This window comes from Falsiroseomonas sp. (assembly GCF_041690465.1).
In the GTDB taxonomy this organism is placed as follows: Bacteria; Pseudomonadota; Alphaproteobacteria; order Acetobacterales; family Acetobacteraceae; genus Falsiroseomonas.
Genome location: NZ_JAWLHG010000005.1, coordinates 135,995 through 149,127, shown reverse-complemented (window position 1 = coordinate 149,127; position 13,133 = coordinate 135,995). Strand labels below are relative to the sequence as shown.

The window sequence follows — 13,133 nt, the reverse complement described above, 5'->3', positions numbered from 1 at the left end:
ATCAGCCTTTCACGGCGCCGGCAGTGAGGCCGGAGACGATATAGCGCTGGAACAGCACCGCCATCAGCACCGGCGGGATGATGGCGATCACGCCGGCCGCGTTGACGAAGGAGAAGCTGGTGGTGAAGTCCATGACGAAGCCCGAGATGACAATGGGCAGCGTCTGCGCTGCGACATTCTGCGTCAGCACCAGCGCGAAGACGAACTCGTTCCAGGAGGTGAGGAAGGCGAAGGTCAGCGAGGCGACGAGCGCCGGCAGGGACAGCGGGAGGTACACATGCCGCAGCGCGCCCCAATGGCCGCAGCCGTCAATGCGTGCGGCGCGGTAGAGGTCGCGCGGAATGCCTTCGAAATAGGAGATCAGGATGAAGATGGTGAAAGGCACCGTGATGGCGAGGTAGGTCACCACCAGCGCGCCCAGCGTGTTGATCAGGCCGAGGTTCCGGATCACCAGGAACAGCGGCACGATCAACGCAATGTCCGGCACCACGCGCGTCGCCAGCACCGTGTAGAGCGTCGCGCGGCGACCGCGGAAGTCGATCACCGCGATGGCATAGGCGGCGGTCACGGAGAGCAGCAGGTTGAGCGCCGCGACCCACAGGCCGACGGTCAGGCTGTTCCACAGCGAAGGGATCAGGTTCGCGGCGCCGGATGGAAGAAAGCCGCCGGTGGCAGGGTCACCCTGGCGACGCGTCTCGTAGGTCACCTCGCGCTCGGCCGCGTTGAGGATGGCGTCGAAGTTGGAGAGGTTCATCTCGGGCGGCAGCCAGTTCGGCGGCACGGCGGTGATCTGCGCCTCGGTCTGCAACGACGATGAGACGAGCCAGGCAACCGGCCCGGCGACGTAGAGGACGAACAGGGCGGAGAAGAACGTCAACAGCAGCGCGCGCAGGATGCGCGGCGCGACGGGGCGGGCGGCGCGGGCCATCAGATGCGCTTCCCCAACCAGCGGATCACCGCCCAGGAGAGCAGGAACGTCACCATCGCCAATACGTAGCTCATCGCAGCCCCGGTGCCGAAGCGCAGGCTGCGGAAGGTCTCGACATAGATCAGCCAGGACAGGACGAACGAGGCATCGCCCGGCCCGCCCTGCGTCATGATCAGGAACAGGTCGAAGTGGCGGATGCTGATCATCGTTTCATAGACCAGCACCAGCATGAGGCCGGGGCGCAGCGCCGGAAGGGTGACATGGGCGAAGCGCTGGAGGACGTTGGCGCCGTCCACCTTGGCGGCGCGGTAGAGGTCGTCCGGGATCGCCTTCATGGTGACGATCAGCAGCAGTGCCGCCAGCGGCATCTGCTTCCAGATCGCGGCATTGGCGATCAGCAGCAGCGTGAGATCGGGGTCGCCGAGCCAGGCGCGGTAGCGGTCGAGCAGGCCCAACTGCACCAGCAGCGCATTGAGCAGCCCATAAGTCGGATCGTAGATCCACTTCCACATCAGGCCATTGACCACCGAGGGCGTCGCCCAGGGCACCAGCAGCAGTGCGGCGAGCAGCCGCTGGCCGGGGAAGGCCTCGTTCAGCAGAAGCGCGACGAGGATGGCGAGCAGCGTGGTCACTGCCACCGTCACCACCGTGTAGAAGGTGGTGCGCGAAACGGCGAGCCAGAACCGCTCATCCTCGAAGATGCGGAGGTAGTTGTCGAATCCGACGAAGGGACGGCGCAGGGGGCGCGTCAGCACGATGTCGTGCAGGCTGACCCAGAAGGAATAGAGGATCGGGTACGCCGCCACGACGAGCAGCACCGCCACCACCGGAAAGACCAGGATGGCGGCGCTGCGTTCGTCGTAACCGAACCTCCGGTTGAGCGCGGCGAGCACGTCAGCGGAAGGCGCGGCGCAGTTCGGTCCACTTGTTGCCCGCGCTGCGCATCGCAGCCTCCGGCTCCGCGCGGCCGAGGCAGACGGACTGCCAGGCCTGGTTGGCGGTTTCGACCCATTCACCGAACCAGGGCGAGATCACGTCCTTCTTCTTCGCCAGCCCCGCCTGCTGCGCGATGATCGCGCCGCCGCCAGCCCAGCGCTGCCAGAACTCCTGCACCGCCGGATCCTGCGCCAGCGGCATCGCGCAGGAGGGCAGGCCGACATCGGTCAGCAGCAGCCGCTGCATCGAGTAGTTGCCGGAGGTGTCGCGGCCGCCGAAGAACTCGATGAAGCGCACCGCGCGCTCGCGCCGCGCGCGGTCGGCCTTGGCTCCAGGCGTCATGCCGTAGAAGCGTATCCAGCCGCAGGTGGCGTTGGTGCCGTCCGGTCCGCCCTTCGGCATCAGCGCGATGCGGATCTTCCCCGCGGCCGACGCCTGCGAGGGATCGTTGAGCGCGCGAATGCGGTAGGTCGGCACGATTCCGAAGGCGTGCGCACCGCCACCCATGGCCCGCAGGCCGTTGATCTCCGGCGTCTCCACTGCACCCGGGGAGACGATCTTGTGCTGATGGATCGCGTCGCGCAGGAACTGCGCCGCGCGCACGGCGCCGCGGTTCGCATCCGCCATCACCGACACGCCCTGCTCATCCGTGAACCGGCCACCGAAGGCGAAGGTCAGTGCGCTGACGAACTCGATCAGCCAGGTGTCGGCCGCCAGCGAGAGCAGCAGCGGATAGTCGGAGATCCCCTGCTGCTTGATGCGAAGTGACTGCTGGACCACTTCCTCCCATGTCGTGGGCGGCGCGGAAATGCCCGCGCGCTGCAGGATCTCCGTGTTGTACATGAAGGACATGTGGTCGCCGTAATAGGCCAGCCCGTACTGCCTGCCGCGATAGGTCATGGACTGCGTGCAGTACTCGGCAGCCTCGGCATTGTAGCGCATCAGCTGCGGCACGTCGTTGATCTCGGCGAGCCAGCCGGCCTCGGCGAATTCCGGCAACCAGGCGTCGGAGATCCAGGCGACATCAATCGGCGCGTTGCCGACCAGGCGGGTGACGAGGGCGGTGCGGTACTGCGCCCAGGGGAAGTTCTCGTAGTTGACCCGGATGTTCGTCGCGCGTTCGAAGGCGGAGATCTGCGCCTTCACCTGGTCCACAGCGGCGGACCAGCCGACGAAGTTGAGGGTGCCGCCAGCCTGTGCGGCCGCCGGCCCTGAGCCGATGCCGGCGAGCATCGCAGGCGTTCCGAGCAGGCCCGCCAGGATCCGGCGGCGGGGACTGGTGAGCGCAGGAATCGGCATGGCGTGGCTTCCTTCTCCGTCGCGTGCAGTATTTGCGCGCGCCGGCCGGCTGTCCAGGCAGCCGCCGCCGGCTGCCAGCTTGCGACAATGGCAAGGACCCGGCGACGGACCCCTATGCCGAACCATAGGCGCCCGGGCGGTGCTCAGCCGAGCAGTTCGGATCCAGGCACGACGCCACGCGGCAGGCCGGCGACGTGGTCGGCAAGCGCCCCGGGCCGCGTGATCCACAATCTGTCGCGGTGCGCCAGGATGTGCCGCAGCGCATCGCGCAACGGGCGCAGTCGGAACGGCTGGCCCACGATGAAGGTGTGCAGCACGATGCTGCACACCAGCGGGCGGCGCACGGACTGCGCCAGCATCTCGTCGAACTGGTCCACGATCATCTCGGCGAACTCGCGCCCGGTGTTGTGGCGGAAGACCACGGCGGGGCTGTCGTTCAGCTCGACGCTGTACGGGATGGAGAGGATGGGGCCGGCGCGGGTGGCCATCCAGAAGGGCTGGTCGTCGGCGGGCCAATCCATCACGTAGCCGAACCCCTCCTCCTTCAGCAGGTCGAGCGTGGCATTGCCCTGCGCCAGCCAGGGGCCGAGCCACCCGCGCGGCGGCGCTCCCGCATGGCGCGCGATGCCGTCGCGCGATTGCTGGATCACGCGCCGCTCGTCCTCCTCCCACATCGCGTCCTGGCGCTCCGCATTGGTGCGGCCATGGCCGACGAACTCGTCGCCGCGCGCCAGCAGCGCGCGGCCGATCTCCGGCATCATGTCGAGCGCGGCGCTGTTGCAGTTGTGCGCGGCGGGCAGGCCGAGCTCATCGAGCATCTCCAGGATGTTCCAGACACCGACGCGGTTGCCGTAGTCGCGCCAGGCATAGTTGCGCTGCGTCTGCGGCGCGCCCACCACCGTGCTGTCGCTGCCCAGCCCTGCGCGGAACGCGTGGTGCTCGATATTGGTGAAGACCATCACGGCGAGCCGCGCTCCGCCCGGCCAGGTGTAGTCCGGGCGGGACACGATGGCGCTGGGGGCGTAGCGGGAATGCTCGGGCAGCTTCATGTCGCAGGTCCTCTCGTCTCTCGGGCACCGGCTGCGCCAGCGCGGCACCCTGCCGCAGGTCAGCCGGCCAGCACACGCTCCAGCATCACGCGGCGGCAATCCATCTCGTAGTCCAGCCCGGTCACCGGCGGCCGGCAATGGTGCCAGATGAGCCCGTGCCGTGCCGCGCCGCGCGCCACGATCTCCTCCGCCAGGAAGGGATGGATGTCGAACACGGTGTAGAGCTGCGTCGCGGTTGTTCCCGCCCAATCGCCGCCCAGCGCCGCCATGCGGCGCTCCATCTCGCCGAGCACCCAGCGCGCCTTGCGCCGCATGCCGTCCGGCGAGGTGTCGCCGAGGGCAACGATGTGGTCCCGATAGTTCGCATGCCCTTCCGCCGCCTCGCCGCTTCCCGCCACGACGAAGGCGGGCGCAGCCTGCGGATCAGGCACGGTGTAGCAGAAGGCATGGAAGCCGGGTTCGGCGGGCGGCGCCAGTTCGGGGCAGACATTGCTGCGCGCCACCGGATTTGCACCGTCCTCGAGCAGGATGCCCCAGTCGCGCAGCACCGCGGAGTAGCTGTTGTTGAACTGGCGGAAGCCATCCTCCGTGAAGGGCGCGGGGGAGCGGAGTTCGCAGGCGCAAAAGGCGCTGCGCGGGCGGCCCATTGCTTCCAACCACGCGGCGATTCGCCCCCATCCTTCCGTCATAGGCACAGGATCGGCGAAGCGAACGCGCTCGATGCGGAAGCCGGGCAGTGCGGCAACGCCAGCGGAGTACTGGAAGACGCCGGGCAGGAACCGGTATCCGGCCTTGGAAACGTCCCTGGTGTGAGTCATGGTTGGGGGCCTTCCTCGTGCGGCGAAGTCGCCAAGCAGTGAAGCGGAGACGCCGGTCCGGGGCAATCGCCGCGGGACGGTTTGCACAACGCCTGCGCAACCGCTGCTGCACCGGGCGGCAGGTTGGCGTGGACTGCCCGCGATTCGGCCCGCCCTGCCCCTTGCGCCCCGGTGCAAGCCCGGCCTTCACTCCGCAGCCTCAGACCGGAGTCACACCCCGATGCTCGTCCGCCGCAATCTCATCCTCGCCGCCGCAGCGCTCGCCGTCCCGGGCGTGGTTCGTGCGCAGGACGCACGGACGCTGCGCATCGGCAGCGCGCTGGACCCGCAGCACCCCATCATCATCGGCGCGGGCGCCATGGCCGCGCGGCTCGAGCAACTCTCCGGTGGCAGGTTGAAGGCGGCGATCTTCCCGTCCTCGCAGCTCGGCGCACAGCGCGAGATGTGGCAGAACGTGCAGGCGGGCGTGCTGGACGGCGTGATCGACGCGACCGCCAGCATGGTGAACTTCGTCGGCCAGTTCGGCGTGCTCGACCTTCCCTACCTGGTCCCGGACAGCGCCAGCGCCTTCCGCCTGCTCGACGGGCCGGTCGCGGAGACCGAGCTGGTGGCACGCGGCGCACGCGCCGGCTTCCGCGTGGTGAACTTCTGGGAGGTCACCTTTCGCAACATCTACACGCGGCGGCCGGTGAATTCGCTCGCCGACCTCGCCGGCCTGAAGATCCGCGTGATCCCGAATCCCTCCTTCATCGCGCTGTTCCGTGCGCTCGGCGCGGCGCCAACGCCGATGGCCTTCGGCGAGATCTACACCGCCTTGCAGCAGGGTGTGATCGACGGGGCGGAGAACGACAACGTGACCTATCTCTCGGTCCGCCACGCCGAGGTGGCGCGCAACCTGGCGATCACCAACCACATGATGCTCGTCAATGCCTTCGTGATGAGCGAGCGGCAGTTCGCACGCCTTTCCGCCGAGCAGCAGGGCTGGGTGCGCCAAGCCTCGCTCGTGGGGCGCGAGGCGGTGACGGCCGAGCGCACCGGCCGCGAGGCGCGCGCGCTGACCGATATCGCCGCCGCAGGCGTGAACATCACCCGCCCCGACCTCGTCCCCTTCGTCGAGGCAGGCCGCCGCACCTATGCGCAAAGCGAGGAGCGGCTCGGCAAGGACCTGGTCGCCCGCGTGGCGGCCGCCGCACGCGGATGAGGCGATTCGACGCCGGGCTGGCGCGGGTGGAGACCGCGCTGCTCGGCCTGCTGGTGCTGGCGATGACGAGCGTGACGCTTGCCCAGGTGGTGGCGCGGTACGTCTTCGGCGCGCCGCTGATCTGGAGTGAGGAGGCGGCGCGCTATCTCTTCGTGTGGGTCTCGATGTTCGGCGCGGCGCTGGCCGTGCGGCAAGGCAGCCACTACGCGCTGACGGCGCTGGCGGAGCGCCTGCCCGCCCCGGCGCAGCGCCTCGCACGGGGCGTCGTCCTGGCGGTCGCGGGCGGGTTCCTGCTGATCCTGCTCGTCACCGGCATCGAGGAGACCATGCAGGCGCATCTGCAGGATGCAGCGACGCTGCCTTTCCGCATGTCGCTTCCCTACGCGGCCCTGCCGGTCGGCGCGGGGTTGATGCTGCTGCACCTCGTGCTTCGCGCGGCCGGCCTGGGGGCGCGCGCATGATCGGCGCGCTTGTCGCCTTCGCGGCCTTCGTCGCGCTCGGCGTGCCGATTGCCTTCGGCATCGGCGCGGCGGCAGCGATCGGGCTGTGGCTGATGGACGGCGTGCCGCTCACCATTGTCGCCAGCCGCACCTTCGGCGCGATCGACAGCTTCACCTTCCTGGCGATCCCCTTCTTCATCCTGGCCGGCGAGCTGATGGAGACGGGCGGCATCTCGCGCCGACTGATCGCGCTGGCCACCGCGCTGGTCGGGCACGTCCGCGGCGGCCTGGCCAATGTCACGGTGGTCGCGATGATGCTGTTCTCCGGCGTCAGCGGCAGCACCAACGCGGATGCGGCGGCGGTCGGATCGGTGATGATCCCGAGCATGCGGCAGAAGGGCTGGGAAGCCGGCCACGCCGGCGCGGTGGTGGCGGCTGCGGCGGGCATGGGCATATTGGTGCCGCCCTGCCTGACCATGGTTGTCTATGGCTCGGTGACGAACACTTCCATCGCTGCGCTGTTCGCCGCCGGGCTGCTGCCCGCGCTGGTGATGGCCGGAGCGCTGCTGCTGCACATCCGCTTCCAGGGCGCGGGACCGCCGCCGGAGCGCCGCATGCCGATGGGAGAGCGGCTGCGCGTCCTTCGCGGTGCGGCGCTTGCGCTCGGCCTGCCGGTCATCATCTTCGGCGGCGTCCTCGGCGGCGCCTTCACACCGACGGAAGCGGCCGTCGTCGCCGTGGCCTATGCCGTGCTCGCCGGCGTGCTGCACCGCGAGCTCACCCCGGCCTTCTTCTGGGGGGCGCTGGTGCGGTCCGGCATCTCCACCGGCGCGGTGATGCTGATGATCGCCGGTGCCAACATCCTGGCCTGGCTGCTGACGGTGGAACAGGTGCCGCAGACGCTCGCGGCCTTCATCGCCGAGGTCGGCGGCGGGCGCATGGGTTTCCTGCTGCTCAGCTTGGTCGTCTTCCTGGTGCTGTTCGCGCTGCTCGACGGCATCCCGGGGATGCTCATGCTCATCCCGGTCTTCGTGCCGATCGCGAAGGAGCTCGGCATCGATCCGCTGCACTACGGGCTGATCATGACGACGGTGATGGGCATCGCGCTATTCCTGCCGCCGCTTGGTGTCGGCCTCTACATCGTGCTCGGCATCTCGGGCGCCTCGCTGCCGGCGATCTCCCGGGCGCTGGCGCCCTATCTGCTGACCATGTCGGCGGTGGCGGTGGTGGTCGCACTCTGGCCGGACCTGGTGCTGGTGCTGCCGCGGATCATGGGCCTGCATGCGGCCTGAAAGAAGCGCCTCCGGCTTGGTGATCCGGCCACGCGCCGGCTGTCTCTGCTGCGCGCCGGAGCGCATCGGCTTCGTCTCGGAGCATGTCGGCACTGTCGCGGCGGTTTCGGCCGAGGTGGCTTCCGGCCACTGGGTCATGCCGCCGCTGGCCAATGCGCATGACCATGCGCGCGGCGTGCGCCCGACCTCTCTCGGCGCCTTCGACCTGCCGCTCGAGATGTGGCTGGCGGTGATGACCGGCGCGCCGGTGGCCGATCCCTGGCTGGTGGTGGCGAATGCGCTCGGCCGGCAGGCGCTTTCGGGCTGCGGCGCAATCATGATCCACTACACGCGCCCGCAGGACCCCGCGCGAATTGCCGATGAACTGCGCGAGGTCGCGATGGCGGCGCAGATGGTGGGCGTGCGCGTGGCGATCGCGGTGGCGCTGCGCGACGTGAATGCGCTGGGCTATGCGCCGGACGAGGCCGTGCTCTCCGCGCTGCCCGGTGAGGTCGCGGATGCGGTGCGCGCGCGGCTGCTGCGTGCGCCCGCACCACCGGCCGACCAGATCCGGCTGGTGGAGGACCTTGCCGCGGAACTCGACGATCCGCTGGTGGACGTGCAGTACGGTCCCTACGGCCTGGAATGGTGTTCCGGCACCATGTTGCGCCTGATTGCGGAGCGCAGCGCACTCACCGGCCGACGCGTCCACATGCACCTGCTGGAGAGCCCCATCCAGCGGGCCTATCTGGATGCGGCCTTCCCGCAGGGGCCGCTGCGCTTCCTGGATTCCATCGGCCTGCTGTCCCCGCGGCTCTCCATCGCCCATGCCACGCATCTGCGCCCGGACGAAATGGAACTGCTGGCGGAGCGCGGCGTCGCCGTCAGCATCAACACGTCCTCCAACCTCAACCTGCGCAACGGCCTCGCCCCTGCGGCGGAGATGCACCGGCGCGGCGTGCGGCTGGTCACGGGGCTCGACGGCTTCAGCGTGGATGACGACGACGACGCCCTGCGCGAGCTGCGGCTGAACTGGATGCTGCATCGCGGCGTTGGCCTGGAGGATGGGTGGCCACTGCCCAGGCTGTTCGAATCCTCCACCGTCGCTGGCCGCGAAGTGCTGGGCGGCGGCCGCGATGCCGAGGTGCTGGCGCCAGGTGCGGCCGCCGACCTGTTGGTGCTGGCGCGCGACGCCGACGATGTGCTGATCCCCGCCGAGGAGCCTGCGCTACTGGTGCACCGCTCGACGCGTGCGCAGGTGCGCCAGCTTATCGTCCACGGGCGTGATGTGGTGCGCGACGGCGCCCTCTGTGGCCTGGACCTGGCCGCGGCCCGGGCCGAGCTGGATGCGCAGGTGCGCGTCAACGCCCCCGATGCACGCGCTTGGCGCGAGGTCGCGCGGCGGTACGCCGAGGGGCTACGCGCCTTCTACGCCGCCGGCCTGCATCGCGCGGGCGGCTGACGCGACGGCATCCACGATCGGCTGGTAGCCGGTGCAGCGACAATAATTGCCGCTGAGATGGTCGCGGACCTCCTCGCGCGTCGGCGCGGGGTTCTGCTGCAGCAGCTCGGCCGCCTGCAGGATCATCCCCGGCGTGCAGAAGCCGCATTGCAGCGCGGCATGCGCGACGAAGGCCTCGCGCAGCGCAGCGACCTCGGGACCGGTGGCGGCCTCGATCGTCTCGACGGTGCCGCCATCGGCCTGCACGGCAAGCACCAGGCAGCCGCGCACGACCGCGCCGTCCAACCGCACATGGCAGGCGCCGCAAACGCCGTGCGCACAGCCGACATGGCTACCGGTGAGGCCGAGCTCCGCGCGCAGCCATTCCACCAGCGTCTGGCGCAGCGGCGTGCGGCCGGCAACGCGCCGGCCGTTCACGGTGCAGGCGATCTCGGCGAGCGGTTCGTCAGGCGGCAGCATGCAGGCTCTCCGTCGCGCGGCGCAGCAGCACCTGCGCGAGATGTAGGCGATACGGCGCCGGGGTCTCGGCGGACCCGAGCGGCTCCGCGAGGCGTGGCAGCAGCGCCGCGGCATCGGCACCGGCCACCAGCGCCGCCTCGATCTCCGGCAGTCGGCGCGGTGCCGGCTCCACGCCGCAGAAGCTGAGGCGCGCCTCCGCGATGAGTCCGCCTGCGCGCCGCGCCATCACGGCGAGGCCCGCCATCGCATAGTCGCCGCGACGGCGCGCGACCTCCTCGAACCAGGCGGTCCAGCCGGCTGCGCGCGGGATCTCGACGCGCAACAGCAACTCATCCGGCCGGCGCGCCGTGGCGTAGAGGCCGATGAAGAACTCGGCGGCCCTGATGCGCCGCTCGCCCGCAGCCGAGGCCAGCACCATCGTCGCGTCCAGCGCCAGCATGCAGGCCGGCAATTCTGCTGCCGGATCGGCGAGCGAGAGGCTGCCGCCCAGCGTGCCGCGGTTGCGGATGGCAGGATGCGCCACCTCGCGCAGCGCCATCGCCAGCAGCGGCGCCTCGGCAGCTACGGCCGGATGCGCCAGCACCGACGCATGGCGCGCCATCGCGCCGATGCGCAGCGCGCCCTCCACCACCGCGATCGCCTCCAGCCCAGGCAGGCGGTTGAGATCCAGCAGCAGTGCCGGGCGCGCGACGCGCATCGCCATCATCGGGACCAGGCTCTGCCCGCCGGCAAGCGGCATTGCCCCCTCCCCCTCGCGCGCCAGCACCGCCAGCGCCGCGTCGAGCGTCTCGGGCCGCACATAGGCGAAGCGGGCCGGCGTCATGCGAGCCGCCCCAGCGCGCGCAGCACCGCAACGGGATGGATCGGCAACTCGGTCACCGCGCCGCCGCCCGCTGCTTCCAGCGCATCGTTCACCGCGTTGAGGATCGCCGCCGGCGCGCCACAGGTGCCGGATTCTCCCGCCCCCTTCGCGCCCAGCGCGCTGCCGGCGTAAGGCGTTTCCACATGCCCGAGCGCGATGTCGGGTATGTCGGTGGCCATCGGCAGCAGGTAATCGGCCAGCGTGCCGGAGAGGAATTGCCCGCTTTCCGCGTCGTAGCGGCAGGCTTCGAGCAACGCCTCGCCGATGCCGGTCGCCACCCCACCGCGATACTGCCCGTCCACCAGCAGCGGGTTCAGCACCCGGCCGCAATCGCCCACCATCCAGTAGCGCAGCACGCGCACCAGCCCGGTGTCGCGGTCGAGTTCCACCAGCGCGGCATGCACGCCGTTGTTGGCGAGTGTCGCATCGCCCTCGCGCCGGTAGTGGAAGGCGGCGGAGAGGCCGGGCGTGACGCCCTTCGGCATCTCATGCCCGCGGAACAGCATGAGCCGTCCCAGCTCCGCCAGGGTCATGCGCGCCGTGCCTGCCTGGTCCAAGATCTCGCCGCCGCGGATGTCGAGCGTCTCAGGCGCGGCCTGCAGCAGCGCGCCGGCGGCTTCGAGCAGTTGCGCGCGCAGCCTCCGGCCGGCGCCCCAGATGGCCTCGCCCCCGATCGCGGCGCCGCGGCTGGCCCAGGCGCCGCCGCCATGCGGCGCGGCGGCGGTGTCGCCCGCCTCCACGCGCACCGCCTCGGCGGCCACGCCCACCGCATCCGCCAGCACCTGCGCCAGGCCCTGCGTGATGCCCTGGCCGATCTCGGTGATCGAGGCCTGGGCGCTGATCTCGCCGGTCGGCTCCAGCGTCGCCACAACGGTATCGGTCGCCGCCACGTTCACATGGGCAGCACCATAAGCCACGGGGCCGGCCGCGGTGAACTCCACCACCACGGCGAGACCGAGGCCGAGCAGCCGGCCAGCCTCGCGCCCGGCCGCGATCCCCGCGCGTAGTGCGGGCAGGTCCATCAATGCGCGTGCCTTCTCCAGCGCAGCATGGTGGTGCAGACCGTGCAGCGCGGCGCCGAACGGATTGGCGCAAGGCATCTCGTCCAGACGCAGCAGGTTGCGCGCGCGGAAATCCCACGGGTCCTCGCCGCGGGCGCGAGCGGCCTTCTCAATCAGATGCTCGGTCATCGCGCAGCCGATCGGCGCGCCCACCGCGCGGTACTGGCCGGTTGGCACCTTGTTCTGCAGCGCGCAATCGATCCGCGCGCGGCCATGCGCGAAACGATAGGGCGTGCCGACCGCGCGCAGCATGCTCATCGCCTCCAGCGTGCTGCTGCGCGGATAGATCGAGACGGCGCCGAGGCCCTGCAGGTCCTGCACGTCGAAGCCCAGGATGTTCCCCGCCGCATCCACCGCCATGCGCGCGGTGACGATGTGCTCGCGCGCATGGATGTCGGCCATCAGCGCCTCCATCCGGTCCGACACCCAGCGCACCGGGCGGCCGAGCAGGCGCGACGCCGCGGCGACGGCGAACTCGTCCTGGTAGACATGCATCTTGATGCCGAAGCCGCCACCGACATCGGCGCAGATCACGCGCACCCGGTTGATCGGCAGGCCGAGCTGCTCCGCCAGGTGCAGCCGCATCTGGTGCGGCATCTGGTGAGAGAGCCGCAGCGTCAGCGCACCGGTGCCCGGCTCCCACGTTGCCACTGCGCCGCGCGGCTCCAGCGGCACGCCGGTGTGCCGCGTGAAGCTCAGGCGTTCCTCCACCACCAGCGCAGCTTCGGCGAAGGCCGCATCCGGCTGGCCGTGCTGGATCGTGCCGCCCCAGGCGCGGTTGCTCTCCAGACCCGGATGCACGGGCGGCGCGCCAGGCGCGAGCGCGGCGTCCAGGCTGGTGACGGCCGGCAACTCGTCCCACTGCGCCACGATCGCCTCGGCACCGTCCTCGGCGATAGCGCGCGACGCGGCGAGCACCATCGCCACCGGCTCGCCCTGCCAGGTCGCGCGGCCTGCGGCGAGCGGCCCCTGCTCCGGCGAGACGAGGCCGGGGAACGCCTTCGAGACGGTGCGCCAGGGCCGGCACATCGCGGCCAGGTCGGCCGCCGTCAGCACCGCATGCACGCCCGGCAGCGCCGCGGCAGCGCCTACATCGAGCGTGAAGCGCGCATGCGGCAGCGGGCTGCGCAGGAAGGCGGCGTGCAACTCGCCGCGCTCGGTGTGATCATCGAGGTAGCGCCCGCCACCGGCAACGAGCCGCCGCGTCGCCTCTCGCGGCATGGCGCGGCCAATCGCCGTTTGCGGCATGGCGCGGCCGGTGGCCGTGTCCGGCATGCGAATCCCGTCCTGCTGCATCCGCGCCAGTGAAGCCGAGCCGCCGTGCGAGGGCAACCGCGCGGCGGCCTG

Annotated in this window: 12 protein-coding genes; 4 read left to right on the top strand and 8 right to left on the bottom strand. The window is 70.5% G+C overall.

Annotated features, from left to right (window positions below; all coding sequences use genetic code 11):
• Position 1: 1 nt before the first annotated feature.
• The 5 genes from ACESM1_RS08100 to ACESM1_RS08080 all read right to left on the bottom strand — a co-directional run bounded on the left by ACESM1_RS08100 (position 2) and on the right by ACESM1_RS08080 (position 5,030).
• Positions 2 to 928, bottom strand: coding sequence for a carbohydrate ABC transporter permease (locus ACESM1_RS08100; RefSeq protein ID WP_372619199.1), 927 nt, complete (start codon positions 926 to 928; stop codon positions 2 to 4).
• Positions 928 to 1,821: a carbohydrate ABC transporter permease gene (locus ACESM1_RS08095; protein WP_372619198.1), complete on the bottom strand. Its 894-nt coding sequence runs from the start codon at positions 1,819 to 1,821 to the stop codon at positions 928 to 930. Before ACESM1_RS08095 ends, ACESM1_RS08100 begins: the two co-directional genes overlap by 1 nt.
• A 1-nt stretch (position 1,822) precedes the next feature.
• The gene (locus ACESM1_RS08090) at positions 1,823 to 3,163 is read right to left on the bottom strand and encodes an ABC transporter substrate-binding protein (protein ID WP_372619197.1); all 1,341 of its coding nucleotides are present in this window, start codon (positions 3,161 to 3,163) and stop codon (positions 1,823 to 1,825) included.
• Positions 3,164 to 3,306: 143 nt separating this feature from the next.
• Positions 3,307 to 4,212 (bottom strand): polysaccharide deacetylase family protein, encoded by a 906-nt coding sequence (locus tag ACESM1_RS08085; RefSeq protein WP_372619196.1) that lies wholly within the window; start codon positions 4,210 to 4,212, stop codon positions 3,307 to 3,309.
• A 59-nt stretch (positions 4,213 to 4,271) separates the two neighbouring features.
• A complete protein-coding gene (locus ACESM1_RS08080) occupies positions 4,272 to 5,030 on the bottom strand; it encodes a hypothetical protein (RefSeq protein ID WP_372619195.1) in 759 nt (252 codons plus the stop codon).
• Positions 5,031 to 5,250: 220 nt separating this feature from the next.
• Between ACESM1_RS08080 and ACESM1_RS08075 the strand changes: the two genes are divergently transcribed.
• From ACESM1_RS08075 to ACESM1_RS08060, 4 genes are read left to right on the top strand one after another with little or no spacing between them, the layout of a single operon-like run.
• Positions 5,251 to 6,231, top strand: coding sequence for a TRAP transporter substrate-binding protein (locus tag ACESM1_RS08075; protein WP_372619194.1), 981 nt, complete (start codon positions 5,251 to 5,253; stop codon positions 6,229 to 6,231).
• Positions 6,228 to 6,692, top strand: coding sequence for a TRAP transporter small permease (locus ACESM1_RS08070; RefSeq protein ID WP_372619193.1), 465 nt, complete (start codon positions 6,228 to 6,230; stop codon positions 6,690 to 6,692). The genes ACESM1_RS08075 and ACESM1_RS08070 overlap by 4 nt, the downstream gene beginning before the upstream one ends.
• Positions 6,689 to 7,963 carry a TRAP transporter large permease gene (locus ACESM1_RS08065; RefSeq protein ID WP_372619192.1) on the top strand — a complete coding sequence of 425 codons (1,275 nt, stop codon included), beginning with the start codon at positions 6,689 to 6,691 and terminating at the stop codon, positions 7,961 to 7,963. Before ACESM1_RS08070 ends, ACESM1_RS08065 begins: the two co-directional genes overlap by 4 nt.
• Complete coding sequence (locus ACESM1_RS08060; protein WP_372619191.1) at positions 7,953 to 9,404, top strand: amidohydrolase family protein; 1,452 nt, start codon at positions 7,953 to 7,955, stop codon at positions 9,402 to 9,404. Before ACESM1_RS08065 ends, ACESM1_RS08060 begins: the two co-directional genes overlap by 11 nt.
• Here ACESM1_RS08060 and ACESM1_RS08055 read toward each other — a convergent pair.
• From ACESM1_RS08055 to ACESM1_RS08045, 3 genes are read right to left on the bottom strand one after another with little or no spacing between them, the layout of a single operon-like run.
• Positions 9,360 to 9,863 carry a (2Fe-2S)-binding protein gene (locus ACESM1_RS08055; RefSeq protein ID WP_372619190.1) on the bottom strand — a complete coding sequence of 168 codons (504 nt, stop codon included), beginning with the start codon at positions 9,861 to 9,863 and terminating at the stop codon, positions 9,360 to 9,362. The genes ACESM1_RS08060 and ACESM1_RS08055 overlap by 45 nt on opposite strands.
• A complete protein-coding gene (locus ACESM1_RS08050) occupies positions 9,850 to 10,686 on the bottom strand; it encodes an FAD binding domain-containing protein (protein WP_372619189.1) in 837 nt (278 codons plus the stop codon). Before ACESM1_RS08050 ends, ACESM1_RS08055 begins: the two co-directional genes overlap by 14 nt.
• Positions 10,683 to 13,061, bottom strand: coding sequence for a xanthine dehydrogenase family protein molybdopterin-binding subunit (locus ACESM1_RS08045; protein ID WP_372619188.1), 2,379 nt, complete (start codon positions 13,059 to 13,061; stop codon positions 10,683 to 10,685). Before ACESM1_RS08045 ends, ACESM1_RS08050 begins: the two co-directional genes overlap by 4 nt.
• Positions 13,062 to 13,133 lie beyond the last annotated feature (72 nt).

Coding starts and splice junctions, on each gene's coding strand:
- ACESM1_RS08100 (WP_372619199.1), bottom strand. CDS start 928: ATGGCCCGCGCCGCCCGCCCCGTCGCGCCGCGCATCCTGCGCGCGCTG.
- ACESM1_RS08090 (WP_372619197.1), bottom strand. CDS start 3,163: ATGCCGATTCCTGCGCTCACCAGTCCCCGCCGCCGGATCCTGGCGGGC.
- ACESM1_RS08085 (WP_372619196.1), bottom strand. CDS start 4,212: ATGAAGCTGCCCGAGCATTCCCGCTACGCCCCCAGCGCCATCGTGTCC.
- ACESM1_RS08080 (WP_372619195.1), bottom strand. CDS start 5,030: ATGACTCACACCAGGGACGTTTCCAAGGCCGGATACCGGTTCCTGCCC.
- ACESM1_RS08075 (WP_372619194.1), top strand. CDS start 5,251: ATGCTCGTCCGCCGCAATCTCATCCTCGCCGCCGCAGCGCTCGCCGTC.
- ACESM1_RS08070 (WP_372619193.1), top strand. CDS start 6,228: ATGAGGCGATTCGACGCCGGGCTGGCGCGGGTGGAGACCGCGCTGCTC.
- ACESM1_RS08065 (WP_372619192.1), top strand. CDS start 6,689: ATGATCGGCGCGCTTGTCGCCTTCGCGGCCTTCGTCGCGCTCGGCGTG.
- ACESM1_RS08060 (WP_372619191.1), top strand. CDS start 7,953: ATGCGGCCTGAAAGAAGCGCCTCCGGCTTGGTGATCCGGCCACGCGCC.
- ACESM1_RS08055 (WP_372619190.1), bottom strand. CDS start 9,863: ATGCTGCCGCCTGACGAACCGCTCGCCGAGATCGCCTGCACCGTGAAC.
- ACESM1_RS08050 (WP_372619189.1), bottom strand. CDS start 10,686: ATGACGCCGGCCCGCTTCGCCTATGTGCGGCCCGAGACGCTCGACGCG.
- ACESM1_RS08045 (WP_372619188.1), bottom strand. CDS start 13,061: ATGCCGGACACGGCCACCGGCCGCGCCATGCCGCAAACGGCGATTGGC.